This is a genomic window from Streptomyces sp. PA03-6a (assembly GCF_033792765.1).
Taxonomy (GTDB): Bacteria; Actinomycetota; Actinomycetes; order Streptomycetales; family Streptomycetaceae; genus Actinacidiphila.
Genome location: NZ_JARAVK010000084.1, coordinates 1 through 23,955 on the forward strand (window position 1 = coordinate 1; position 23,955 = coordinate 23,955).

The 23,955-nt window shown below is 74.3% G+C and carries 21 protein-coding genes; 8 read left to right on the top strand and 13 right to left on the bottom strand.

Annotation, left to right across the window (positions count from 1 at the left end):
• The first annotated feature begins 165 nt into the window (after positions 1–165).
• Positions 166–1,521 carry a hypothetical protein gene (locus PV350_RS20975; protein ID WP_500335330.1) on the top strand — a complete coding sequence of 452 codons (1,356 nt, stop codon included), beginning with the start codon at positions 166–168 and terminating at the stop codon, positions 1,519–1,521.
• A 401-nt stretch (positions 1,522–1,922) separates the two neighbouring features.
• On the opposite strand, the gene PV350_RS20980 is transcribed toward PV350_RS20975, so the two are convergent.
• Positions 1,923–3,581: an IucA/IucC family protein gene (locus tag PV350_RS20980; protein WP_500335332.1), complete on the bottom strand. Its 1,659-nt coding sequence runs from the start codon at positions 3,579–3,581 to the stop codon at positions 1,923–1,925.
• Between the two features lie 74 nt (positions 3,582–3,655).
• Between PV350_RS20980 and PV350_RS20985 the strand changes: the two genes are divergently transcribed.
• Positions 3,656–5,257, top strand: a complete 1,602-nt coding sequence (locus tag PV350_RS20985; protein ID WP_500335334.1) for an IucA/IucC family protein — start codon at positions 3,656–3,658, stop codon at positions 5,255–5,257.
• Here the strand turns inward: PV350_RS20985 and PV350_RS20990 are convergent.
• From PV350_RS20990 to PV350_RS21005, 4 genes are all read right to left on the bottom strand, one after another.
• The gene (locus tag PV350_RS20990) at positions 5,206–5,976 is read right to left on the bottom strand and encodes a peptidoglycan-binding domain-containing protein (protein ID WP_500335336.1); all 771 of its coding nucleotides are present in this window, start codon (positions 5,974–5,976) and stop codon (positions 5,206–5,208) included. The two genes, PV350_RS20985 and PV350_RS20990, sit on opposite strands and share 52 nt — an antisense overlap.
• A complete protein-coding gene (locus tag PV350_RS20995; protein ID WP_499512312.1) occupies positions 5,973–6,926 on the bottom strand; it encodes a hypothetical protein in 954 nt (317 codons plus the stop codon). Before PV350_RS20995 ends, PV350_RS20990 begins: the two co-directional genes overlap by 4 nt.
• A gap of 76 nt (positions 6,927–7,002) precedes the next feature.
• A complete protein-coding gene (locus tag PV350_RS21000; protein WP_499512311.1) occupies positions 7,003–8,481 on the bottom strand; it encodes a dihydrolipoyl dehydrogenase family protein in 1,479 nt (492 codons plus the stop codon).
• Positions 8,482–8,739: 258 nt separating this feature from the next.
• Positions 8,740–11,274, bottom strand: a complete 2,535-nt coding sequence (locus PV350_RS21005) for a SpoIIE family protein phosphatase (RefSeq protein WP_500335338.1) — start codon at positions 11,272–11,274, stop codon at positions 8,740–8,742.
• A gap of 229 nt (positions 11,275–11,503) precedes the next feature.
• On the opposite strand from PV350_RS21005, the gene PV350_RS21010 reads away from it, so the two are divergent.
• Positions 11,504–11,944, top strand: a complete 441-nt coding sequence (locus PV350_RS21010; protein WP_499512309.1) for an OsmC family protein — start codon at positions 11,504–11,506, stop codon at positions 11,942–11,944.
• A 132-nt stretch (positions 11,945–12,076) separates the two neighbouring features.
• Complete coding sequence (locus PV350_RS21015; RefSeq protein ID WP_499512308.1) at positions 12,077–12,688, top strand: TetR/AcrR family transcriptional regulator; 612 nt, start codon at positions 12,077–12,079, stop codon at positions 12,686–12,688.
• Between the two features lie 85 nt (positions 12,689–12,773).
• Here the strand turns inward: PV350_RS21015 and PV350_RS21020 are convergent, their stop codons facing one another.
• Positions 12,774–13,082, bottom strand: coding sequence for a GNAT family N-acetyltransferase (locus PV350_RS21020; RefSeq protein ID WP_499512307.1), 309 nt, complete (start codon positions 13,080–13,082; stop codon positions 12,774–12,776).
• Entirely contained in the window at positions 13,079–13,348 is a 270-nt protein-coding gene (locus PV350_RS21025) for a DUF2630 family protein (protein ID WP_499512306.1), read from the bottom strand. Before PV350_RS21025 ends, PV350_RS21020 begins: the two co-directional genes overlap by 4 nt.
• A gap of 186 nt (positions 13,349–13,534) precedes the next feature.
• Between PV350_RS21025 and PV350_RS21030 the strand changes: the two genes are divergently transcribed.
• From PV350_RS21030 to PV350_RS21040, 3 genes are all read left to right on the top strand, one after another.
• Positions 13,535–15,058 carry an MFS transporter gene (locus PV350_RS21030; RefSeq protein ID WP_500335341.1) on the top strand — a complete coding sequence of 508 codons (1,524 nt, stop codon included), beginning with the start codon at positions 13,535–13,537 and terminating at the stop codon, positions 15,056–15,058.
• Positions 15,059–15,332: 274 nt separating this feature from the next.
• The gene (locus tag PV350_RS21035) at positions 15,333–16,529 is read left to right on the top strand and encodes a MarP family serine protease (RefSeq protein ID WP_499512304.1); all 1,197 of its coding nucleotides are present in this window, start codon (positions 15,333–15,335) and stop codon (positions 16,527–16,529) included.
• 177 nt (positions 16,530–16,706) lie between these two features.
• On the top strand, positions 16,707–17,612 hold the full coding sequence (locus PV350_RS21040) for a DMT family transporter (RefSeq protein ID WP_500335343.1): 906 nt from the start codon (positions 16,707–16,709) through the stop codon (positions 17,610–17,612).
• A 69-nt stretch (positions 17,613–17,681) separates the two neighbouring features.
• On the opposite strand, the gene PV350_RS21045 is transcribed toward PV350_RS21040, so the two are convergent.
• The 4 genes from PV350_RS21045 to PV350_RS21060 all read right to left on the bottom strand — a co-directional run bounded on the left by PV350_RS21045 (position 17,682) and on the right by PV350_RS21060 (position 20,615).
• A complete protein-coding gene (locus tag PV350_RS21045; protein ID WP_499512302.1) occupies positions 17,682–18,761 on the bottom strand; it encodes a glycerophosphodiester phosphodiesterase family protein in 1,080 nt (359 codons plus the stop codon).
• A gap of 139 nt (positions 18,762–18,900) precedes the next feature.
• Positions 18,901–19,551 (bottom strand): HAD family acid phosphatase, encoded by a 651-nt coding sequence (locus PV350_RS21050; RefSeq protein WP_500335345.1) that lies wholly within the window; start codon positions 19,549–19,551, stop codon positions 18,901–18,903.
• A gap of 60 nt (positions 19,552–19,611) precedes the next feature.
• On the bottom strand, positions 19,612–19,806 hold the full coding sequence (locus PV350_RS21055) for a DUF397 domain-containing protein (protein ID WP_499512300.1): 195 nt from the start codon (positions 19,804–19,806) through the stop codon (positions 19,612–19,614).
• The gene (locus PV350_RS21060; RefSeq protein ID WP_500335346.1) at positions 19,803–20,615 is read right to left on the bottom strand and encodes a helix-turn-helix domain-containing protein; all 813 of its coding nucleotides are present in this window, start codon (positions 20,613–20,615) and stop codon (positions 19,803–19,805) included. The genes PV350_RS21055 and PV350_RS21060 overlap by 4 nt, the downstream gene beginning before the upstream one ends.
• A gap of 179 nt (positions 20,616–20,794) precedes the next feature.
• Between PV350_RS21060 and PV350_RS21065 the strand changes: the two genes are divergently transcribed.
• A complete protein-coding gene (locus PV350_RS21065) occupies positions 20,795–21,010 on the top strand; it encodes a DUF4287 domain-containing protein (RefSeq protein ID WP_499512298.1) in 216 nt (71 codons plus the stop codon).
• A gap of 8 nt (positions 21,011–21,018) precedes the next feature.
• Here PV350_RS21065 and PV350_RS21070 read toward each other — a convergent pair whose 3' ends face one another.
• On the bottom strand, positions 21,019–21,843 hold the full coding sequence (locus PV350_RS21070) for an arylamine N-acetyltransferase family protein (RefSeq protein WP_500335348.1): 825 nt from the start codon (positions 21,841–21,843) through the stop codon (positions 21,019–21,021).
• A 51-nt stretch (positions 21,844–21,894) separates the two neighbouring features.
• Positions 21,895–23,928 (bottom strand): MDR family MFS transporter, encoded by a 2,034-nt coding sequence (locus PV350_RS21075; protein ID WP_499512296.1) that lies wholly within the window; start codon positions 23,926–23,928, stop codon positions 21,895–21,897.
• Between the last annotated feature and the right edge of the window lie 27 nt (positions 23,929–23,955).

The window sequence follows — 23,955 nt, forward strand, 5'->3', positions numbered from 1 at the left end:
GGCGGGGGCGTGCCGTGTGACCGAGGTCATGGCAGGGCCGGTGGTGGATCCGCCACGGGGCGCCCGGGCCACGTGGGATGCTCGGGGCGGTTGTTACCCGTCGGTAAGTCGCGGGTCGCCCTCTCTGCCGTGCGTACCCCCCACCACACGCTCCGAGGACCCTCCATGCGCGCATCCGCCTCCAGGCACGTCCGCTTAGCCGCCGCCGCGGCCGTCTCCCTCCTGCTCGCCGGGTGTTCGGCCGCCGCCGCCCCCTCGGCCGCCACCCCCGCCCAGGCCGCGCCGCCGTCCGCCACCGCGCGGGCCGCGGCCGGTGTCCAGGCCGCGCCGTCCCATGACCTCACCGTCAAGGCGGCGCCCACGAACACCTCGACCGCCGTCGCCCGGGCTGGCGGCGACGGGCACGCCCGGCGGGCGGCGCTCAAGGTCGCCTCGTACGACGGCACGACCCGGCGGGCCGTCATCTCCGCCGCCGAGGCGCCGCGGACCGGCGACGTGATCGCCAGCGGTCCTGCCCCCGGAGCCCCCGACGGGCTGCTGGCCGAGGTCACCCGCGTCCTGGACGGCGACGGCGCACGGACCCGGGTCGAGACGGCGCCCGCCACGATGAGCGCCCTGCTCGGCGGGGACAAGGCCGAGGGCACCGTGCCGGTCGACCCCGCGGACGTGGACGTCGAGCCCCTGGTGGCGGACGTCGAGGTCTCCCGGGCCACGGCGGGCGGCCGTACGACCGGCCCGGGCGGTGCCCGGTTGCCCCTGGGCAGCCTGCGCGTGGACGTCGGCGCGGAGGCCGGGGTGCCCGCCGCGGGCCTGCGGGTGTCCGGTTACGTCGAGGTCGCTCCCGAGGTCGAGTTCTCCTACGACGGCGGTCCGGCGTTCTCGCCCGACGCCGCGTTCCTCGGCCTGTCGGGACGGTGGACCTCCGGCTGGGAGGTGCGCGGCCGGGCCGCCGTCTCCGCGGACGGCGGCCGGCCGCTGCGGGTGCCCTTCGCCAGGCTGCACGCGGACCCGGTCATCCAGGTCGGGCCGGTCCCGGTGGTCGTCAACCTCGACCTGACCTGCTACCTCCAGGTCGAGGCGGACGGCACGGTGAGCGTCGACGTACGGCAGGACCTCAAGGGCGGCTTCCGCCTCGGCGGCGACTACGAACGGACCGCGGGCTGGCGGCCGGTCACCGCGGCCGACATGACGAGCACCCCCGTCCGCGCCGCGCTGACCGCCACCGGCCGGGTCAAGGCCACGGTCGGCGCCGAGGCGAGCGTCGGCCTGTACGGGGCGGTGGGCGTCACCGCCGACCTCGCGCCCTACCTGCGCGGTGAGGCCACGGCCGGCGCCGCGTCCCGGGGCAGCGCCGGCTCCGCGGCCCCGGCCTGGAGGCTGTACGGCGGTGTGGACCTCACCGGGGCGCTGCAACTGCGCCTGGGCGTCTTCGGCACCCCGCTCATGGAGCAGCGCGTCCCGCTCGGCGCCGTGCACCGCGAATGGCTCCTGGACGACGGCTCCCTCCGGCCGAGGGCCTGACTCCGGCCCGGTGCCCGCTCCCGGTTCGGGCCGTCAGAGCAGGGGGTTGGGCAGGCCCGTCCAGTGGTCGCCGTTGGTGGCCCCGGCAGGGTGCCCCCGTGTGCTGGTCGCCCCGTGCGCCTCCGTCCTGGCCTTCTGCCTGGCGGCGGCGTCTCGTCGGGGCCGTCCCGCTAGAGCCTGTCGTCAAAGGAGCGCCGGCCGCCCGGAGGGCGGGCCCAGCGGCGTCTGGTGCGGTGCATCGTAAGGCGGAGAGTCGTCCTCGTAGTGGGCTACTCGGACGATTCGACAACGCAGCGAGGTGCCGTGCCAGGCGCCGCTGGGCAGGCGGGACTTTGACGACACGCTCTAGGGGGGAGCGGTGCGCTGCTCCCGCTGTTCGGCGACGCTCCCGGTTCGGGCCGTCAGAGCAGGGGGTTGGGCAGGCCCGTCCAGTGGTCGCCGCTCGCGGAGGTCTCCAGCCGCATCAAGGTGAGTGCCTTGACGGGGAGTTCGGGGGCGGAGAGCAGGGCCGCGCGGTCGGTGCGGGTGTCCGCCGTGGCGGGAAGGGCGTCGAAGGCGCGGGCGGTCTCGGTGCGCACCGAGGCCCACAGCCGTGCCTCGGTGGGGCGATGGGCCTCGCCGAGCGCGGAGACGAGGCTGCCGAACGTGGTGGCGACCAGGGATCCGTAGAGCTTGGCGTGCAGGACCGCGGGGTCGTCGCTCAGGCCCCGGCCGAGCGGGGGCACGGTGACGCCGTGCCGGGCGAGGCGGGCCGGGCTGATCCGGACGTCGGCCAGGTCGCGGTAGACCAGCCGCAGCGGCCGGGCGTGCCGGTCGAGGACGACCAGGAGGTTCTGCCCGTGCGCCTCCAGGGCGATGCCCTGGGACAGCAGCCGCAGCATGACCGGCAGCGCGAGCCGGGCGAAGGCGGTGAGCCAGGCGGTGCCGTCCTGCGGGGCGCCCGGTCCCGCGGCCGTGAGCAGTGAGCGGAGCAGGGGCGGTCCGCCGTCGGCGGGCCGCCCGGTGAGCGCGGCGACGGGCAGCACGCTCTCGCCGGCCGCCGGGTCGGCGAAAGCGGACGGGGACTCCCGCAGCAGCGCCGCGAGGTCGGGGCTGGCCTCACCGCCGACGACCGCGGCGGCCGCCGCGAGGTTGCGGGTGACGCGCAGCGTGCCGCCGCCGAGCCGCAGGGTCAGCTCGTCCAGCAGCGCGGACAGCGGCTCGCTGTCGGTCACCGAGCGGGCCGAGATGTCGCGGACGGCCGAGGTCATCCGCATGCTCAGCGCCGTCTTCAGATGCGGCCCGCCGTCGAGCGGGGCGAGGGTGCGCACCGACATCAGCGGCCGGGTGGGGACCGCGGCCTCGGCGTACGGGCGCAGCCCCAGGGCGGGCAGGATGTGCCGGGTCTGCCAGGGGTGGACGGGCAGCAGGAGCCGGTCGCCGTCGCGGAACCGGTCCGGCCAGGCGCCCGTGACCAGGGAGCCGGCGGCCGGGACGGCGACGAGGTCGAGGGCGACGACGGGCCGGTGCTCGGGCCCGAAGGCCAGTTGCTCGGCCACGGAGAAGCCGGGACGGCTGCGGCAGCACGGGTGGTAGGGATGGCCGTCGACGACGCCCTGCTCGAAGGAGGCGAGCGTCGGCGGCCGGCCGCCGTGGCCCGCCATGCCCGCGGCGCCCGCCCGGGACAGGGCCAACGAGGCGACGCTGTCGTCGAGTTCGTCGCGCAGCAGGCCCGATCCCGGCAGCCCGAGGGCCTCCACCAGGGCGGCCGGGTGGTCGTGGGGCCGGCCGTCCAGCAGCAGGGCGGGCTCGTCCTTCGGCGACCCCAGATCGTGCGGCAGCCGCCGCGGCCCGGTGAGCACCCGGCCGTCGAGGAACAGCACGCGGTCCGGGCCGCGCGAGGCGACGCCCGGCAGGGGTTCCAGGAGCAGGGCACGCCACAGACGGCCGAGGACGGCGGCGCGGGCACCGGGGAGCGCGGCGGTGTACGCGTCGTGCAGGTCGGGGCGGAGCGGCGCCAGCTCGGTGGCGAACGCCGTCTCCAGGGGGCGCCGCGTCGCAGCCGCCGAGTGCGGGTACATGATGGGTCCCTACCCTACGAGGAGGCGGCCGACCGTGCATCGACCAGCGCACCGACCAGCGGGAACGAGCCGTCGTGGGTGACGCCTGGGACCGCGCCGAGGCGCTCTCCGCGACGGCCCTGCTGAACTGCCTGCTGCGCGAGCTGGCCGAGGCCGCGGGCGAGGACGGGGGCCGTCCGGTCCACCGGCTGCCCGCGACCGGCCGGCTGCTGCGGGTGCGGGCCGGGCGCCATCCCGCCGGGCCCGAGCTGCGCGCCGGGGACGGCTGGCGGCCGCTCCCGCTGGAGGCGCTGGTCGACGTCGCCGCCGCGGAGCTCACCGCGCGCACCGGTGTCGCGGGCACCGGGCTGCCCGCCGAGATCGGCGACAGCCGCGACGTGCTCGCCGCCCTGCTGGAGGCCCGCGAGCACGCACCGCCGCCCGCCGATCCGTACCTGCGTTCCGAGCAGGCCCTGGTGGCCGGTCACCGCCACCACCCCGCCCCCAAGACCCGCGGCGGCGGCTCGCCGGAGAGCTGGCTGCCCTACGCGCCGGAGGCGCACACGAGCTTCCCGCTCACGCTGCTCGCGGTCCGCGCGGACCTGCTGGCCGGTGAGGGCGACACCTCGGTGCTCGACCGGCTGTACCCGGACGTCCCCGAGGGCCACCGGGTCCTGCCCGCGCACCCCTGGCAGCTGGCCCTGCTGGGCGACCTCCCCGCGTTCCGGGACGGACGTCTGCTGCGCCTGGGGCACACCGCCGTACCGGCCGTGCCGACGGCGTCCCTGCGGACGGTGTACCTGCCGGACGCCGACCTCTTCCTGAAGTTCAGCCTCGACGTGCGGATCACCAACGACATCCGCCGGCTGTGGCGGCACGACCTGCGCTGGCTCGGGCCGGTGGACGAGGTGCTGCGCGCGGTCCCGGAGGCGGACGTCCTGTCCGACCACGGCTACCGGACCGCCGACCTGGGCGGCCTCGACGCGTTCGAGGGGCTGGCCGTGCTCGTCCGGGACGGCTTCGGGGAGCACCTGCGCCCCGGGCTGACCCCGCTGCTCGCGGCGGCCGTCGCCGAGGGGTACGAGGGCAGCCCGCTCGCCGCGCCGGGCCTGACCGCGGACGGCGCGCTGGCCTGGTGGGAGGCGTACCTGCGGCAGGTCGTGCCGCCGGTGCTGCACGCGTACCTCCGGCACGGGGCGGTGCTGGAGTGCCACCTGCAGAACGTGCTCGTCGCCGTGGACGCCGACGGCGTGCCCGGCCAGGCGCTCTTCCGCGACCACGAGGGCGTCAAGCTGGTCGAGGAGCGGCACCACGAGCTGCTCCGCCGCCACGCACGTCCGGACGCGCCCGGGCCCGGAGTGGACGCCGCCCACGGCTGGGAACGCCTGGTCTACTGCCTCGTCACCAACAACCTGCTGGAGATCGCGGGCGCGGTCGCCGAACGCCACCCGGAGCTCACGCCGGTGCTGTGGGCGCGGGCCCGGGCGTTCCTCGCGGAGTGGGCGGCCGGGCAGGGGGACCCGGCGCCCGTGCGGGAGCTGCTCGCCGCCCCGTACGTCCCCGCGAAGACCAACCTGCTGCTGCGCTGGACCGGCGCGGACGGCGCCGCCGCCCGCTACCTGCCGCTGCCGAACCCGCTGCGGCCTCAGGGCGCCGTGGTGACCGACTCCAGCGAACGGCGCGTGGCGGGGCCGTAGAACCCGGAGGTGTCGCCCGTGACGCCGTAGCCCATCTGGTACCGCTGGACGGCGTACTTGACGCCGCCGTCGTACTTGCCGTCGGCCGGACCGTCGTAGAGCTGGACCTGGGCGAGCCGCTGCTGCAGCGCCAGGACCTCGGGGCCGCGCGAACCGGGCTTGAGCACCGCGCCGGAGCCGGCGGTCGCGGTGCCGGTGGCCCCGCCCGGGGCGGTCGCGGTCGCGGTGCCCGTGGCGGAGGCGCGCGGCAGGGTGCCGGACGCGGAACCGGAGCCGGACGGGGAGGCCTCGCCCGCGCCCGTACGCGCCGACGGGACCGGGGCGCCGCGCGAGGGCTCCGCGGTGCCGTCGGAGTCCGGCAGGCTCGGCAGCGTGAGCCGCGGCGGCGAGGTGCTCGGACCGGGCAGCGCACGGTCGGCCTCGCCCGGACCGGTGACGAGGTGCCCGAGCAGGGCCAGGACACCGACGCCGGCGACCGCCCCGGCCACCGTGACGACGGCCCGCAGGCGCCGCCGGGAGCGGGCCGCCCCGCCGCGCGCCCCGCGGCGCCCGCCCGCCGGGTGCGGTACCCGCGGCGGCGGCTCCTGCGGGTCGCCGGGGCCACCGCCCGTGCCGTGCGGCGTGTCGGGGAACACTTCGGCGTAGTCGGGCGTGGGCCCCTCGGAGCCCACGCCTATCAGCGGTCTGGCGGTCGTCCCGCCCGCCCGGCCGTCGTTCATCTCTCCTCGCCCGCCTGGTCGGGCACGAGGCGTTCGAGGACGTCCTGGAACTCCTCGCCGACGGTGATCAGCAGCCCGTCGCCGTCCTTCCGGCTGAGCTGGGTCAGCACGCCGTCCCGCCACCAGTAGACGTACGGGCTGATGGGGCCCACCGCGTCCTCGTGGCCCGCCGCCGCGAAACCCGCCATGCCGTTGAGCGCCGGGATGACGCCGCTGTCACGGATGGCGTGGAAGGCCAGCTGGTGCCGGAACGGCATGGCCACCAGCGCCCCGTCGGCGGTCAGCGGCTCCCCGGTGACCCGTTCCACCAGCTCGTCCAGGACCAGCACCCGGGCGGCGGTGAAGAAGGAGTCCCCGACGAGGACGTCGAAGCGCACGTCGGCGTGCCGGACCACCTCGTGCCGTTCCACCGGCAGGTCGCGCAGGTTGAGCAGGGCGCGGCCGCGCAGCTCACGGGCGTCGCCGAGCGGGACCAGGGCGTGGTCGGCGAGCGTCATCACGCTCTCCGGGAGGTCCAGGGCGAGCACCTCAAGCAGCCCGGGCGCGGCGATCCGGGCGTAGCGGAAGGTCTCCGGGTCGACGGCGTCGGGGGTGACCAGACGCGGGTAGAGCCGTTCGCGGATCTCCTCGGCGGGCAGGGTCTCCAGCGGCGAGGGCCCGTCGAGGGTGCGCAGCACCGCACCGATGTGCTCCCGCGCCAGCAGCGGCCACACGCGCGGGCCGCGCCGGTCGTTGTGGCACAGCGCGGCGAGGTTGCCGAGCCCGAAGCGACGGCCGGAGTCGTCGGTCACCATGTCGGCGAAGACCGTGACCTCCAGCCCGAGTTCGGCGAACGACTCGCGCACGATCGCGCGGAAGCGCGCGCCCTCGTCCACCGAGAAGAAGGCGTACTCGGGGTCGCGGGGTGCGTCCCGCTGGTCACGCTTCGGCCCGCGCCGGAAAATCCCCACCTCAACTGTCCCCTCGACCTGGACTCGACGAGCAGGGCGCGATCCTATCGGCAGGCGCCCGGGGCCGCCGTCTCCGTCAGGCTTCGCCGTCCGGCGCGTCCCGGTAGGTCTCCAGCAGCCGCAGCCACACCTCGCTCATCGTGGGGAAGGCCGGTACGGCGTGCCACAGCCGTTCCAGCGGCACCTCGCCGGCGACGGCGATGGTGGCGGAGTGCAGCAGTTCGCCGACCGACGGGCCGACGAAGGTGACGCCGACGAGGTGACCCCGGTCCAGGTCGACGACGGCACGCGCCTTGCCCTTGTACCCGTCGGCGTACAGCCCGGCTCCGGAGACGTTGCCGATGTCGTAGTCCACGACCTTGACGCGGCGGCCCTCCCGCTCGGCCTGCTCGGCGGTGATGCCGACGGCGGCGGCCTCGGGCTCGGTGAAGACGACCTGGGGGACGGCGACGTTGTCGGCGGTGGCCGCGTGCCGGCCCCAGGGGGCGGTGTCCAGGGGTTCCCCCTTGGCGCGGGCGGCGATGGCGGCGCCGGCGATACGGCCCTGGTACTTGCCCTGGTGGGTGAGGAGGGCGCGGTGGTTGGTGTCCCCCGCGCAGTACAGCCAGCCGCCCTCGACGCCCTTGACCAGGCAGGTGTCGTCGACGTCCAGCCACGCCCCGGGGGTCAGGCCGACCGTCTCCAGGCCCAGGGCGTCGGTGTGCGGGACGCGGCCGGTGGCGAACAGGGCCTCGTCGGTGACGAGTTCCGACCCGTCGGAGAGCACCAGGGTGACCGGCCCGGACTCCGACGCCCTCCGCAGTTCGGTGACCGACACGCCGGTGCGGATGTCCACCCCGGCGGCGCGCATCCCGTCCGCGACGAGCTCGCCCACGAACGGCTCCCAGCGGGGCAGCAGCCCGGAGCCGCGGACCAGCACGGTCACCTCGGAGCCGAGCGACCGCCAGGCGGTCGCCATCTCGACGCAGACGACGCCTCCGCCGACCACCGCGAGCCGCCCCGGCACCTCGGGGGAACTGGTGGCGTCGCGGCTGGTCCACACGTGGTCGTCGGCGATGCCGGGCAGGTCGGGCAGTTGCGCGCGGGTACCGGTGCAGACCGCCACGGCGTGCCGGGCGACCAGGACGCGCTCGCCGCCGTCCGGGGTGTCGACCACGACCCGGCGCGGGCCGTCGAGCCGGCCGCGGCCCCGGACGAGGTCGATGCCGGCCGAGTCCAGCCAGCCCACCGCCCCGTCGTCCTTCCAGTTCCCCGTCCACCAGTCGCGGCGGGCCAGCACCGCGGCGGCGTCGAGCCGCCCGCCGGCCGCCTCCCGTGCCCCCGCGACCGCCCGCGCCGCGTCCAGGGCGGCCTGCGGGCGCAGCAGCGCCTTGCTGGGGATGCACGCCCAGTACGAGCACTCGCCGCCGACCAGTTCCGCCTCGACCACCACGGTGGTCAGTCCGGCCTGCCTGGTGCGGTCGGCGAGGTTCTCCCCGGTGGGGCCCGCGCCGATGACGATGACGTCGTAGGTGTCCGTGCTCGCGTTCGTGCTGCTGTCTGCCGCCGTGGTCATGGTTCCACCGTAGGCAACACCGCGTCCGCGCACAGCCGGAACCAGCGTGTCCCGCCGCTTCACCCGTACGGCGAGGGGCGTCCCCGCCGTGGTGACCGGCCCCAGGGGGCGGGACGGGCGGCGGCGCCGGGAGCCCGCCTCGTGGACATCGCCCGGGGCGGATGGGGAGCGGGACCTCACGCGACTGGGGGCCATCAGGGCGAGGCCGGAGGCGGCGCCCGAGGATGCCGGCGTCTGCCGCCGCCGGTCGGGGGCGCTTCACGCGGGCAGTTGCTGCTCCGTCCAGATGACCTTGCCCCGTTCGGTGTAGCGGGTGCCCCAGCGGCGGCAGAGCTGGGCGACGAGGAAGATCCCGCGGCCGCCCTCGTCGGTGGTGGCCGCGCGGCGCAGCCGGGGGGAGGTGCCGCTGGCGTCGGCGACCTCGAAGACCAGCGCCCGGTCGCGCAGCAGCCTGGCCTGCACGGGGCCGGCGCCGTGGCGGATGGCGTTGGTGATCAGCTCGCTGGCGATCAGCTCGGTGGTGAAGGTGAGCTCGTCGAGGCCCCAGGCGCGCAGCCGGCGGGTGATCGCGGAGCGGAGCGCGGAGACGGCCGCGGGGTCGTCGGGCACGTCCCAGCAGGCGACCTGACGCTCGTCCAGTGACCGGGTGCGGGCGACGAGCAGGACGACGTCGTCGGCGGAGGGGGCGGGGCGCAGCGCGGCCTCGAGCGCCGCGCAGACCTCCTCCGGCGGGCAGCCCCGCGGGACGGCGGTGAGGGCGCGGCCGAGCCGGCGCATCCCGGTGTCCGGGTCGAGGTGGCGGCCCTCGATGAGGCCGTCGGTGTACAGGACGAGGCCGCTGCCCTCGGGGACCGCGAACTCCGCGGCCTCGAAGGGGAGTCCGCCCAGGCCCAGGGGCGGCCCGGCGGGCAGGTCGGGGAAGCGCACCTCGCCGTCCGGGGCGAGCAGCGCGGGTGGCGGATGACCGGCCCGGGCCAGCTGGCAGCGCCGTGCGACCGGGTCGTAGACCGCGTAGAGGCAGGTCGCGCCGGCGAGGCCGGGACCGGAGCCGCTCTCGTCGTCTAGGCGGACGACGAGGTCGTCCAGGCGGCCCAGCAGCTCGTCCGGGGGCAGGTCGAGGGCGGAGAAGTTGTGCACGGCGGTGCGCAGCCTGCCCATGGCGGCGGCGGCGTGGATCCCGTGCCCGACGACGTCACCGACGACCAGGGCCACCCGCGCGCCGGAGAGCGGGATGACGTCGAACCAGTCGCCGCCGACCCGGCCGCGCGCCGCGGGGAGGTAGCGGTGGGCGACGTCCACGGCGTGCTGCTCCGGTACGCCGCGGGGGAGCAGGCTGCGCTGGAGTTCGAGGGCGAGGTGGTGCTCGCGGGTGAAGAGCCGCGCGTTGTCGATGCAGACGGCGGCGCGGGCGGCGAGGTCGCGGGCGAGGGTGAGGTCGTCCTCGGCGAACGGTTCGGTCCGCGCGGCGCGTTGGAAGGTGGCGACGCCCAGCAGGGTGTCGCGGGCGCGCAGGGGTACGGCGATGACGGCGCTCGGCTCGCCGTCGGGGCCCGGGGCGGTGTCGCGGACCGCGGAGCCGCCGTACAGCGCTCTGGCCTGGGGGCTGTCCGGGACGAGGTGAATCGGTTCGCCCCTGGCGTACGGGCCGTGGCCGCGGGCCGCGCCGTCCGCCGCCACCCGGCGCAGCCCCGCCCCGGGGCCCCCGGGGGCACCGGGGGCCGTGCCGTCCAGGACGGGGCAGTACAGGTCGACGGTCGCGTGGTCGGCGAACCGGGGTACGGCGGCCTCGACGATCTCGCGGGCGGTGCGGGCGACGTCGAGCGTGGTGCCGATCCGCAGGGCGGCGTCGCTGAGCAGTTCCAGGCGGCGGCGCGCGGCGACGGCCAGGCGGCCGACCCCCGGCTCGCCGACCAGCAGCGGGCGGCGTGCGGCCGCGCCGGGGGCGTCGCCGCGCGAGCCGGCGTCGCCGGGCACGCTGACCTCCACGACGGCCCCGCCCGCGAGGGGCCGGCATAGCAGGTGGGCCGTACGGCCGTGGGAGAGGGGGAGTTCGAGCGCCTCCCGCCGGCCGGCGGCGATCAGCCCGGCCGCGGTCTCGGCGAGCACCGACTCGTCCCCGTCGGTGAGCCCGGCCGGGGGGCCGACGCCGGGGATGTGCCCCACGCCGTCGAGCCGCAGGGGGGCGGCCGCGGCGCCGCGGTGCTCGGCGGTCAGGTAGCCCTGCAGCAGGGCGCGTTCGCGTTCGCCGCACTCCTCCAGGAGCCGCTGCTCGATGGCGAGGGCGCAGCCGCGGGCGAGTTCGGCCATGAGGGGGTGCGCGTCGCCGTACAGGCTGGTGAGGTCGAGCACGCCCTCCACCCGGCCGCTGAGGGGGTGGCGGACGGGCACGCCGAAGCAGGTGAAGCCGCGCAGGGCGGCGGAGAAGTGCTCCTCGCCGGAGACGCGGACGGGGTGCCGGGCGGCCAGGGCGGTGCCGATGCCGTTGGTCCCGGCGTCGAGTTCGTGGTAGCTGAAGCCCGGGGCGAGCCGGACCCGGTCAAGGGCGGGCAGCAGCGGCGGCTCGGCTGCCCGGCGGTCGATCACCAGCCCCCGGTCGTCGGTGAGCAGGACGGCGGTACGGGTGCCGGAGAGCGTGCCGGCGAGCCGGTCGAGGACCGGACCGGCGGCCCGGACCAGTGCCCCGGTGGGGTCGACGTCGTCGGTGTACGGGACCTCGAGCCGTTCGGGGTCGAGGCCGGCGGTCTGACAGCGTTCCCACGAAGCGAGGATGGGTACCCGCACGGATTCGACCACCAGGCTCACTCCTTGACGTCCGCGTCCCAGGTCCCGAACGTAGGGCGGCGGCACGGCGACGGGGGGCGGGTCGGTGAAATCCCCGCGTACAGCCACCCTTGTGGGTGACGGCCCGTTTGACAGGGGGCAACACGACCGTCACGGCGGGGGAGATCGCTTCGCGAAGCGGCGTGCGGTGGTGAAGACTTGGACGCGCCGCAGCCGTACGCCGTACTTGGGAGGATCCACCATGTCCACCACGCCCCACTCCACCACGCGGGTCGCGCACACCGTCTGGGACGGCAGTCTGACGGAGGGCAGCGGGGTCGTGACCCTCGACTCCTCCGGCATCGGGGAGTACCCGGTGACCTGGGTCGCCCGTTCCCAGGAGCCGGGCGGGAAGACCAGCCCCGAGGAGCTCATCGCCGCCGCCCACTCCAGCTGCTTCTCGATGGCCCTGTCGGCCGGCCTGGGCAAGGCGGGCACCCCGCCGACCCGGCTGCGCACGCAGGCCGACGTCACCTTCAAGCCGGGCACCGGGATCACCGGCATCCACCTGACCGTCGAGGGCGAGGTGCCCGGGATCGACGAGGCGGAGTTCGTCAAGGCGGCCGAGGACGCCAAGGCGAACTGCCCGGTGAGCAAGGCGCTCGCGGGCACGGAGATCACGCTCACGGCCTCGCTGGCCTGACGCCGCGCGGCGCCGGCCCGCGAGCCGGACCGCGTGCACCGCCCATCGAAACGTTTCGGTTTCGGTGGGCGGTGCCATATTGTCGTTGGGATACGAAACCGTTTCGCAGGGGACGAGAGACGGAGCAGGAACATGACGACCGACGCGAGCGCACCGGCGCGCCGCACCCGGCTGACGCCCGAGCGGGAGCAGGAGCTGTACGGCGCGGTGATCGACCTGCTGCGCGAGGTCGGGTACGACGCGCTGACGATGGACGCGGTCGCCACCCGCACCCGGTCCAGCAAGGCCACCCTCTACCGGCAGTGGAAGAGCAAGCCGGAGCTGGTCGTGACCGCGCTCAGGTGCACCAAGCCGGTGCACGTGGAGAACGTGGACACCGGTTCGCTCCCCGGCGACCTGCACGAGCTCGCCGACCGCATCGGCGACGGCTCGGACGTGGACACCCCGCTGATCCGGGGCCTGGCCCACGCCTCCGCCACCAATCCCGACCTCGCCGAGGCGATGCGCCAGCACCTGATCGAGCCCGAGCTCACCGGGGTGCGGCAGCTGCTGGGGCGGGCCGCCGACCGGGGGGAGATCGACGCCGCCGTCCCCGCGGCCGAGTTCATGCCGCACATGATGCTCGGCGCCGTGATCACCCGCCGCCTGCTGGAGGACGTGGAGGTCGACGCCGCCTTCATGCACCGCTACATCGACGCGGTGGTGCTGCCGGCCCTCGGCATCGGGCCGGGGCGCGGGCGCTGACGCCCGTTCCGGCCGGTTGTCGTGTGCGGGTGCGTTGCGCCTGCGGCGGGCGGGGGAAGACCAAACCGCAGCCGCGCCGCAGGCGTCAGTCGCTGACCGTGCTGCGCGGCCGGTACTCCAGGTCCTCGTACTCGGGGTGGTGCGCGATCCAGCCCGCGATGAACGGGCAGGCCGCCAGCACGCTCTGGCCGTGCTCCCGCGCCTCGTCCAGCGCGTGGCGGGCGAGCGCGGAGCCCACGCCCCGGCCCTCGAACTCCGGGTCCACCTCGGTGTGCAGGAAGGCGATCATCTCGGGGGTGCGGATGTACGTGGCGAAGCCCGCCAGCCTGCCGCCGACGTGCGCCTCGTAGCGGCGCGCGCCGGGGGTGTCCGTCACCTGTGCGGCGCTCTTCACGACTGGTAGCCCTCCACGGTGTGGGAGGGGCGCACCTTCGCCTCGCCCGGGTCCCCGCCCGCCTCGGTCTTGGCGCGGCGCTGGCGGAGCAGGTCCCAGCACTGGTCGAGCTCGCGCTCCAGCTCGTCGAGCCGGGCCTGCTCGGTGCCGCTGTCCACCCTCCCCTCGCTGAGGAGTTCGCGCAGGGTCCGCTCGTCGGAGACCATCGCGCTGATCCGTTCCAGGATCGCCCTCTCGGGGCGATCTCCCGTGTGCTGCTCGGCCACGGCCGCACCTCCCTCGGTCCTCGGCTCCCACTCTAGGCAGCCGGTTGCGCCCCTGCGATCGAAACACTTGCGTTTCGATAAGGTGGGCCCTAGTCTCGACGTGTACGAAACGGTTTCGTATCTCGTCGGGTTCCCGGCGTCCCGACCCCTCCCTGCCTCCCCGTGACCGACTGGAGCGCGTCCCGCATGTCCCAGAGCACCGCCGACCCGAAGGCCGGCACCGGCCTACCCCCCGTGGGGGCCGAGACGAAGGCGCCCGACGCCCCGGCGGCGCAGCGCTGGTGGGTCCTCGCCGTCATCGGCATCGCCCAGCTGATGGTCGTGCTCGACGCGACCATCGTGAACATCGCCCTTCCCTCGGCCCAGGCCGACCTGGGATTCACCGACGGCAACCGGCAGTGGATCGTCACCGCCTACGCCCTCGCCTTCGGCAGCCTGCTGCTGCTCGGCGGCCGGATCGCGGACCTCTTCGGCCGCAAGACCGCCTTCCTCATCGGCGTCGCGGGCTTCGCCGGGGCCTCCGCGCTCGGCGGCGCCGCCGGCAGCTTCGAGATGCTGGTGACCGCCCGGGCCCTGCAGGGAGCCTTCGGAGCGCTCCTCGCGCCCGCCGCGCTCTCGCTGCTCACCACGACCTTCACCGACGCCAGGGAACGCGCCCGCGCCTTCGGCATCTACGGCGCCATCGCCGGCTCCGGGGCGGCCGTCGGCCTGCTGCTCGGCGGGGTGCTGACCGAGTACCTGAACTGGCGCTGGACCCTCTACGTCAACCTGGCCTTCGCGCTGGTCGCCTTCCTCGGCGGCGCGGCCCTGCTGCGGCGGGCGAGCCGCCGTCCCGGCGCGACGATCGACCTGCCCGGCACCGTGCTGGTCTCCGCCGGGCTGTTCGCCGTCGTCTTCGGCTTCTCCAACGCCGAGAGCCACGACTGGAGCTCGCCGCAGGTGTGGGGCTACCTGGCCGCGGGCGCGCTGCTGCTGGCCGCCTTCGCCTGGTGGCAGACCCGGGCGCGGCACCCGCTGCTGCCGCTGCGCGTGCTGCTGGACCGCAACCGGGGCGCCTCCTTCGCCGCCTCACTGGTCTCCAGCGCCGGGATGTTCGCGGTCTTCCTCTTCCTCACCTACTACCTGCGGCTCACGCTCGGCTACTCCTCGGTCAGGACGGGCCTGGCCTTCCTCCCGCTGGTGGCCGCCCTGATGGTGGGCGCCCAGGTCGCCACCACCGTGCTGGTGCCGCGGGTGGGCCCGAAGCCCGTGGTGCCGGCCGGTTTCGGCCTCGCGGCGGCGGGCCTGGCCTGGCTGACCGGGCTCGGCCTGGACAGCGGCTACGCGGCCGACGTGCTGCCGCCGCTGCTGGTGATCGGCCTGGGCATGGGCCTGATCTTCCCGCCCGCGATGAACCTGGCCACCACCGGTGTCGGTGCCGAGGACGCGGGCGTCGCCTCCGCCGCCGTCAACGCCATGCAGCAGGTCGGCGGCTCGATCGGCACGGCGCTGCTGAACACCCTGGCCACCGGTGCCGCCACCGACTACGCCCTGGCCCACCGCACCGATCCGCTGGTGAAGGCGCAGGCCGCGCTGGAGGGCTACGCGACGGCCTACTGGTGGGCCGCGGCCTTCTTCGCCGCCGGCCTGGTGATCAGCTTCCTGCTGTACCGGCGTGGAATTCCCGCTCAGGACGGGAATGCTGAGGCCGCCCCGGTCGTCCACATGTAGGGGGGATGAGCTGCGGGGCCGCCCCTGAGCGGTGGGAAGGTCCCGCACGCGCCGACCCGTGGGGACGGGGTGCGGTGCGACGGAGGGCCCGGTGCCGGCGTCCGTGGTTGCACACGGAAGCCGTGCCGGGCCTTTCCCATGCGATTCCACGGTGATCCGGGGAGCCCGGGGCGGATGTGACGGAATCTGCGTGCGGTGCACCGCAAAAGGGAACCTATGGTCAGTTAATGTGCGTTTTCACTGGTCCATAGGGTTTCGTCGAAAGGCCCCTCGGTTGAACCTGCTCGACCTCCTGCTGCTGGTGCTGACCGTCGCCTACGCCGTCGCCGGCTTCCGGCGCGGACTGGTCGCGGGCTGCATCTCGCTCGCGGGCTTCCTCGGCGGTGCGGTGGTCGGCGTGTGGCTGCTGCCGTACGTGCTGCAGTACGTCGAGTCGGGCACGCCACGGGCGACGCTGGTCGCGCTGCTGACCGTCCTGGTGCCCGCGGCCGGCGGGCACGCCCTCGCCTCCGGGGTCGCCTGGAAGGTGCGGACGGGTCTGGACTGGGGTCCGCTGCGCTGGTTCGACGGGGTGGGCGGCGCGGTGGCGAACGCCGTGGCCGTGCTGCTGGTCGCCTGGGTGGCCGCGAGCGTGCTGGTGACGTCCTCCTCCAGCGTGCTGGCGCAGTCGATCCGCGGGTCCGAGGTGCTCGGCACGGTCCAGGACACCATGCCCCGGCAGGCACCCACCTGGTTCAGCAGGGCGACCAGCGCACTGGCCGAGGCCGGGTTCCCGCAGGTGTTCAACCCCTTCGAGTCCGAGCCCGTCAACGGGGTGCCCGCGCCCTCCGGGGACAACGTCACCACCGCCGCGGCCGGCGCGGCCGCGCGCAGCACCGTCAAGATCGAGGGCGTCGCCTTCGTGGACGGCCGCCGCCAGGGCCAGGAGGGCACCGGTTTCGTCTTCGCCGACGAGCACGTCATGACCAACGCCCACGTGGTGGCCGGGGTGGACGAACCCGCGGTGCAGGTCGGCGGGCTCGGGCGGGCCTACCGGGCCACCGTGGTGCTCTTCGACCCCGGTAAGGACGTCGCCGTCCTGGACGTCCCGGGGCTGGACGCGCCCGCGCTGAGCTTCACCGACGACGCCGTGAGCGGTGACGGCGCGGTCGTGGCGGGCTACCCGCAGGACGGCGGCCTCGACCTGCGCGCCGCGACGGTGGCCGGCCGGATCCGCGCCACCGGCCAGGACATCTACGGCGACGGCACGGTCACCCGCGACATCTACCAGGTCCGGTCCGTGGTGCGCCCGGGCAACTCCGGCGGCCCGCTGCTGGACACCTCCGGACGTGTCTACGGGGTGGTCTTCGCCCGCTCCACCGCCGACTCCACGACGGGCTACGTGCTGACCGCCGACGAGGTGCGCTCCGACGCGCAGCGCGGGGCGCACGCCAAGGAGCCGGTGGACACCGGCGACCGGGCCGCGCTGTGACGGGCGCACGGTGACCGCAGGACCGCGGCAGGCCTCCGCATACGTTCGACGTTAGACTTTCCCTTTACGCGGAAAACCGGGCGAACCCATCGAAATCGTCGAACCCATCGGGCGTCGTCCGGCGCCGAGCCGGACGAGGACGACCGCGGCCGAGCACGCCGGAGTGGTGCCGTTGTCATGATCTCCATCCTCTTCGCCGTCCTCGCGGCCTGCAGCAACGCCTTCGGGACGGTCCTGCAGCGGCGCGCGGTGCTCACCGTCCCCGCCTCGAAGTCCCTGCGCCTGGGCCTGATGAAGGACCTGCTGCGCACCCCGGTCTGGCTCGCCGGCATCCTCGGCGTCATCCTCGCCGCGATCTTCCAGGCGCTGGCGCTGGGCAGCGGTTCCCTCGCCGCGGTCCAGCCGGTGTTCATCCTGGAACTGCCGCTGGCCCTGGTGATCGGCGGCATGGTCTTCCACGTGGAGCTGTCCCGCAAGGCCTGGGTCAGTGTGGCGTGCATCGCCGGGGGCCTGGCGCTGTTCCTCTTCTCGATGGCGCCCAGCGGGGGGCGGGACCAGGTGCCGGGCATCTGGTGGGTGCCGACGCTGCTGATCGTCGGCGGGCTCGGCGCCGTGCTGGTGCTCGCCGGGCTGCGGCGGCCCACCGGCCTGATGCGCGCCGCCTGCCTCGGTGGGGCGGCGGCGGTCGGCAACGCCCTCACGGCCGCGCTGATCAAGTCGTCCATGGACGTCCTGGAGCACCAGGGGATCGCGGCCTGGCTGCTGTCCTGGCAGACCTACGCCTTCGCCGCGGCCGGCGGGTTCTCGTTGTTCCTGCTGGGGACCGCGATGCAGGGGGGACCGCTGATCGCCTCGCAGCCCGCCCTGACGCTCGGCGACGCCGTCGTCGGCTTCTGCCTGGGGGTCACGCTCTACGGCGAGCAGCCGCGCACCGGCTTCTGGCTGCTGCCCGCGCTGGCGGGGTTCGCGGTGCTCAGTTACGGCGTCTTCGCGATGTCCCGCACGCAGTGCCTGTACAAGTGCGTCCACCCCGAGGAGCACCTGGCCAGCCCGGCCGGGGAACCCGCCGCCTCGACCATGTGAGCCCCACGCGCGGACGCCCCCGGGACCGGCAGCCGGTCCCGGGGGCGTCCGCGCGTGCGGGGCGCCTCGTCAGTGGCGCGGGGCGGGGTACGCCTTGGGCAGGCGCATGCCGCGGTCGGCCATGATCTGCCGGACGTGGTTGGGGTAGTCGGTGATGATGCCGTCGATGCCCATGTCCATCAGGGCCTCGATGGTCGGGTTGTCGTCACAGGTCCACGGGATGACCTTCAGGCCGCGCTTGTGGGCGTCCTCCACCATCTTCTCGGTGACGTAGAACGTGAAGTTCGGGTCGGCGATGGTGCCGTTCTGCGGCATGCCGTAGACCGGGGAGAGCGCCTTGACGCCCGGTATGGCGGCGGCGGCCTTGACGAAGTCGCCGTCGTAGTCGTCGGCGTCGATGCCGCCGAGCCACGGGGAGGCGCCGGGCTTGCCGACCTGGAGGAAGTCGTAGTTGGTGAGCGCCACCAGCGGGTACTTCGGCGCGAGCTTGTGCATCTCGTTCAGGGCGCCCCAGTCGAAGGACTGGATGGTGACCTGCTTCTCGATGCCCGAGCGGTGGATCTCCTCGAAGACCCGGCGCACGAACAGCTCGCGCGGCGCGGTCTGCTCGGGAGCGCCGGCCTCCACCTTGGTCTCGATGTTGAGCTTGACCTTCTTGGCCTTGTAGCTCTTGACCAGGCCGAGGACGTCCTTGAGCTCCACCATGCGGTGGCCCTTGATCTGCTCCTGCTCGGGGAAGCCGGGCAGCTGCTGGTAGCCGCAGTCCATCGTCTTGATCTGGGCCAGCGTCAGGTCCTTGATGTACTTGCCGACGTACGGGTACATCGGGTCGCCGGCCGTCACGGGGCCGGTGTCCTTGCACTTCTGGGCGCTGATCTGGCGGTCGTGGTTGACGACGACCTTCTGGTCCTTGGTGACGTGGGTGTCCAGCTCCAGGGTGCTCACCCCGAGGCGCAGGGCCTTGCCGAAGCCCTCCAGGGACTCCTCGGTGGTCATGCCGATGCCACCGCGGTGGGCCTGCAGGTCGAAGGAGGCCTTGGGGGAGTGGCCGTGGCCGTGACCGTGGTCGGCCGTGGCCGCCTGGGCGGCGGTGGGGACCACGAGCGCGGGAACGACGGCCAGGGCTGCGATTGCGTGCCGGAGGGACATTTACACCTCGTCTACATCGGACGAACAGGACCTGGTGACGCTAAGCCGCAGGTCGAGCGCGTACGAAGCCCGCGCGTGAGGGCATGGTGAACGCCCGGGGAACGATCGTCCCCCGGGCGTGGCCCGGTCACGGACGGTGTCAGTCCAGGAGGCCGTCGTAGTCGGGGAGCTTGAAGGTGCGCTCGGCGTGGCCGCCCACCAGGTCGGTGGTGTTGTTGCCGATGTTCGCGACGATCGTGTAGCCGCGCTTCTCGATGGCGGCGCGCTGCGCCGTCTTGTACGCGCTGACCTCGTCGAAGAGGTCCGGGATCGAACGGCCGTAGAGCCCGGCGACCGGGTAGCCCTCGCGGTCGAGGTTGTAGTGCGTGGCCGGGTAGATGAAGTCCGGCCGGGCGGTGACGAAGAAGACGTCCACGCCACGGGAGTCCGCGTACCGGGCGAGGTCACGCGTCGGCGCGACGGCCGGCGGGAACCACCAGTCGAAGTACGTCTCCAGCGCGGTGTTGTCGATGTCCAGCACGATCGCCAGCTTCTCGCCGGGCTTCCGGGCGGCGGTGCGGTCCTGGACGTAGGTGTGCGCCTGGTCGATCACCGGGCGCACGTCCCGCAGCCAGGTCTCGTGGTCGACCGAGGCGGCGGTGGCGGAGGCCGTGGTGGCCGCCGCCACCGGGACGCCGGTGGGCTCGGCGGCGTGCGCGTCGGCGGGGAGCGCGATGCCGGACACCCCGGCGGCGATGATCGCCGCGACGACGGCGCCGCGTCTCCAGGTGAGGGTTTTGAGGGTTGTCATGCACCGTACGTTCGCTGGTGCGGGTGAGCGGAAACTGGCGTTCGGATTACCGGTTGGTAACTATCCTTGGGGCTCGGACAATTGGCCGGCGAAGGCCACGAACGCGGTCCACGCGTCCGGCTCGAAGGCCAGAACCGGGCCGGACCTGTCCTTGGAGTCCCGTACGTGGACGGCGGCCGGGCCGACCGCCACCTCGACGCACTGACCGCCGTCGCTGCCGCTGTGACGGGACTTGAACCACACGAGAGCGCTCACAGTTCACCCGCAATCTGCTCGATCACCTTGGCCGAGTCCTCCGGCGTGAGGGCCTGCGCCCGGATCATGCCATAGCGCTGGTGGAGCAGACCGGCCCTTTTCCGGTCATCGGTGAGCAGGCCCCCGGCCTGGCCCTCGGCGTAGGCGAGCAGGTGGCGTTCGGGGTTCTCCAGCAGGGTGAAGGGGCCGTCGAGTCCGGCGTGGGTCCCGTAGCGTGCCGGCATCACCTGGATCTGGACGTTGCGCCGCCGCCCCACCTCGACGAGGTGCCGCAACTGCTCCCTCATCACGGCCGGTCCACCCGTCGGGCGGCGCAGGACCCACTCCTCCAGGACGAAGGAGAGCATGCACACCGGCTTGCGGGTGAACAGCGCCTGGCGGGCCAGCCGGTCCTCGGTCCAGCGCTCGGCCTCGTCCTCCTCCAGGGCCGGACAACGGGCCGCGAAGACCGCGCGCATGTAGGCCTCGGTCTGCAGCAGGCCGTTGACGACATGGGAGTCGTACGCGCCCAGGCTCAGCGCCCGGGCCTCCTCGTCCGCGTACTCCCCGTACCCCACGGGCAGCCTCTCCCGGGACAGATGGGGTGCCACCGCCTTCAGCACCCCGGGTGAGCCCAGCAGTTGCTCGGCCCTGTCGATGAACGCCGTGCTGGCGATGCGCTCACCGCACTCGATCTTGACGGTCTGCGACTTCGAGTAGCCCGTGTGCGCCGCCACCGCGTCCAGGGTGAGCCCCTGGCCCTCGCGCAGCGCCTTGAGCAGGTCCCCGAAGATCCTCATGCTCACCGAGCGCTTGTCCTCGACCGTCACGCGGCCACCCCCGTCCGGCTCCCCTGGCGTCGTCCCGCAGCGCCACGCTAGGCACGCGGCGGCCGGCGGCGCGCCGGGAACCGGCGGAATTCACCTGACGCGGGGAATCGCGGACCGGGTGTGACGCAGGCCACGCCACGGTGTCGATGGATTCACGGCGCCCGCGCGGTCCACCGGGCATGACAGAAAACGTGAAGGGCCCGGCGAGTTACTTCCCGTCGATTGAGAAGAAGTACGGCCGGCCGGTCGAGGAGTGGAAGGAGCTCATCCGCTCCTCCCCGCTGACCCGGCACATGGAGCTCGTCGGCTGGCTGAAGGCCGAGCACGGACTCGGGCACGGACACGCCAACGCCCTGGTGGCGCACACCCTCGCCGAGGGGAAGGACGCGTCGTAGCCACCGGGTCACTCCGGCAGTCGCGTCCCCTCCGGAAGCCGTACGGCGAAGTCGTCCGCCAGGACCCGCAGCACCTCGTCCGCGTCCGCCAGTTGCCGTTCCTTGCGGGTGCCGTCGGCCGTGGTCTCCGTCAGGCGGCGTCCGGTCAGGGACAGGTGCGCGTCGCCGGTGGTGCGCTGGGCGTAGACGCCGCGGGAGAAGGGGGAGCGCGGGTTGGTCGCCACGTGCCAGTTGATGACCTCGTAGTCGGGGGCCTGGAAGGGCTCCACCGTGAAGGCGTACTGGTCCTCCCAGCCGTCGTCACCGGTGCCGGGCGGGTACGCCTGGAGCTTCCACAGTTCCAGCGGCCCGTCGTGCGGCGCGTGGACCAGCCGGTGGCGGCGCGGCGCGTCGTGCAGTTCCACGTCCGCCACCAGCGGCAACGGCTCCAGCAGGGCGCCGATGCTGCCGAAGCCGACGTCGCTCACGTACGGCACCGGCTCGCCGGGCACCCCGGCGAGCATGAGCATGTGCGTACGGGGGCGGACGTCCCCCGGCTTCGCCCCCACCAGCACGCGTGCGGTGAGCAGCGTGACCCGGAACCCGAGGGCGGTGAGCGCCGCGGCGAACAGGGTGTTGTGCTCGTAGCAGTAGCCCCCGCGCCGGCCGTGGACGAGCTTGGCCTCCAGGTCGGGCAGCGCGAGCGAGGGCGCCCGGCCCAGGACGGGGTCGAGGTTCTCGAACGGGATGCCCAGCATGTGGGCGCGGTGCACGGACCGCAGCACCTCCGCCGTGGGGCGGCGTTCACCGGCCCAGCCGATGCGGGCGAGATAGGCATCGAGATCGAGCGTCATACGACCACCCTACGGATGCGCGGCGATTCCTTCGCCCCACGGACCGGGCCCCTACACGGGCGCGGGGTGGCGGTCGTCCTCGCTCTCCTCCAGGAGTTTGCGGGCGAGGCTGTCGACGGCGCGGTCCATCAGGACACGGTCGGCGGGGTCGGCGATCGTCCAGTCGTCGAGCCGGGAGTCCAGCCAGCGGCGCCAGGCCGCGGCGAGGAGGTCGAGCTGGGCGCGGCCGGCCGCGGTGAGGGCGAGGGCGTCGCCGTCCATGCGGGCCCAGCCGCCGCGGGCCACCTTGGCGAAGGCGGGTTCGAGGACCTCGCCGGGCATGCGGTGGGCGCGGGCGACGGCGTCCAATGAGGCGCCGCCCTGGAAGCGGTCGCGCCAGTGGATCTGCCCGAGCGCCCAGGCCTCGCCCGGGGTGAGTGGGGAACCGGAGTCGGCCAGGATGCGGAGGGCGACGGCGGGCTCCGCGGCGTGTTCGCGGCGCATGACGCCCGCGACCGCACGCTCCAGTTGGACGACGGCGTCGGGGGAGTCGGGGGCGGAGAAGCCCTCGCCCATGTCCGAGGCGCCGGCGCGGGCGCTGTCGCGCAGCGGCACCTCCTTGAGGAACCAGGCGATGACGAAACCGGCCAGGGCCACCGGGGCGACCCACAGGAAGACGTGCTGGATCGTGTCGGCGTAGGCGTCGACGATCGGGGCGGCCCGGTCGGGCGGGAGCGCCCGCAGGGCCTGCGGGTCCTGCGCCGCGGCGGCCGGGACGCCGGGCACCTCGGCGAGGGCGGCGGACAGGGCGGGGCCGAGCCGGTTGCCGTACAGGGTGCCGAAGACGGCGGTGCCGAAGGCGCTGCCGAGGGTGCGGAAGAAGGTCACCCCGGAGGTGGCGGTGCCCAGTTCCGCGTACGCGACGGTGTTCTGGACGGCGATCGTCAGGACCTGCATGGCCAGGCCGATGCCGAGGCCGAAGACGAGCATGTACAGGGACTCCAGCCACGGCCCGGTCGCCCGGTCCATGGTGGACATCAGGTACAGGCCGAGCGCCATGACGGCGGTGCCCGCGATGGGGAAGGCCTTGTAGCGCCCGGTGCGGCCGATGACGGTGCCGGAGGCCATGGACGTGCCGAGCAGTCCGGCGACGAGCGGGAGGGTGCGGACCCCGGACTCGGTGGCGGAGACCCCGTCGACGAACTGGAGGTAGGTCGGCAGGTAGGTGAGCGCGCCCAGCAGCGCGAAGCCGACGATGAAGCTGAGCAGCGAGCACACGACGAAGACCGGGTTGCGGAACAGGTGCATGGGGAGCATCGGCTCCTTCGCGCGCAGCTCGACCAGGACGAACGCGGTCAGCAGCACGGCCGAGGAGACGAACAGCCCGACCACGACGGCGGAGTCCCAGGCGTACTGGCTGCCGCCCCACTCCAGGGCGAGCACCAGTCCCGAGGCGCCCAGGGCGACCAGCGCGATGCCCGCGTAGTCGACGACGGGGCGGACGGCGGCCCGGACGACGGGGACGGTACGGGCGGCCATCACGACCATCACGATCGCGACGGGGACGTTGACGTAGAAGCACCAGCGCCAGGTGGCGTGGTCGGTGAACAGACCGCCCAGCGTCGGGCCGACGACCGTCGTGACCCCGAAGACCGCGCCCAGCGCGCCCTGGTACTTGCCGCGCTCGCGCAGCGGGATGACGTCGGCGATCAGGGCCATTGCCGTGACCATGAGCCCGCCGCCGCCGATGCCCTGGACGGCGCGGGCGACGATCAGCATGAGCATGCTGGTGGCGGCGCCCGCGAAGACGGAGCCCGCGACGAAGACGACCGCGCTGACCTGGAAGACGACCTTGCGGCCGAACAGGTCGCCGAACTTGCCGACCAGTACGGTGGAGACGGTCTCCGCCAGCAGGTAGGCCGTGACCACCCAGGCCATGTGCCCGGCGCCGCCGAGGTCCGCGACGATCGTCGGGAGCGCGGTGGAGACGATCGTCTGGTCCAGGGCCGCCAGCAGCAGGCCGAGCACGATCGTCACGAAGACGACGTTGGTCTGGCGGCGGCTCAGGGCGGGCGGCCGGCCGGCGGTGGGGACGGTGACGGCCATGGCTCCACCCTCGCGCGGGCCCGCCGG

Bases quoted from the DNA above. Each gene is read 5' to 3' on its own strand.
- PV350_RS21030 (WP_500335341.1), top strand. From the start codon at position 13,535: ATGTCCCAGAGCACCGCCGACCCGAAGGCCGGCACCGGCCTACCCCCC.
- PV350_RS21065 (WP_499512298.1), top strand. From the start codon at position 20,795: ATGACAGAAAACGTGAAGGGCCCGGCGAGTTACTTCCCGTCGATTGAG.
- PV350_RS21070 (WP_500335348.1), bottom strand. From the start codon at position 21,843: ATGACGCTCGATCTCGATGCCTATCTCGCCCGCATCGGCTGGGCCGGT.
- PV350_RS20990 (WP_500335336.1), bottom strand. From the start codon at position 5,976: ATGAACGACGGCCGGGCGGGCGGGACGACCGCCAGACCGCTGATAGGC.
- PV350_RS21000 (WP_499512311.1), bottom strand. From the start codon at position 8,481: ATGACCACGGCGGCAGACAGCAGCACGAACGCGAGCACGGACACCTAC.
- PV350_RS20975 (WP_500335330.1), top strand. From the start codon at position 166: ATGCGCGCATCCGCCTCCAGGCACGTCCGCTTAGCCGCCGCCGCGGCC.
- PV350_RS21075 (WP_499512296.1), bottom strand. From the start codon at position 23,928: ATGGCCGTCACCGTCCCCACCGCCGGCCGGCCGCCCGCCCTGAGCCGC.
- PV350_RS21040 (WP_500335343.1), top strand. From the start codon at position 16,707: ATGATCTCCATCCTCTTCGCCGTCCTCGCGGCCTGCAGCAACGCCTTC.
- PV350_RS21010 (WP_499512309.1), top strand. From the start codon at position 11,504: ATGTCCACCACGCCCCACTCCACCACGCGGGTCGCGCACACCGTCTGG.
- PV350_RS21045 (WP_499512302.1), bottom strand. From the start codon at position 18,761: ATGTCCCTCCGGCACGCAATCGCAGCCCTGGCCGTCGTTCCCGCGCTC.
- PV350_RS20980 (WP_500335332.1), bottom strand. From the start codon at position 3,581: ATGTACCCGCACTCGGCGGCTGCGACGCGGCGCCCCCTGGAGACGGCG.
- PV350_RS21050 (WP_500335345.1), bottom strand. From the start codon at position 19,551: ATGACAACCCTCAAAACCCTCACCTGGAGACGCGGCGCCGTCGTCGCG.
- PV350_RS21015 (WP_499512308.1), top strand. From the start codon at position 12,077: ATGACGACCGACGCGAGCGCACCGGCGCGCCGCACCCGGCTGACGCCC.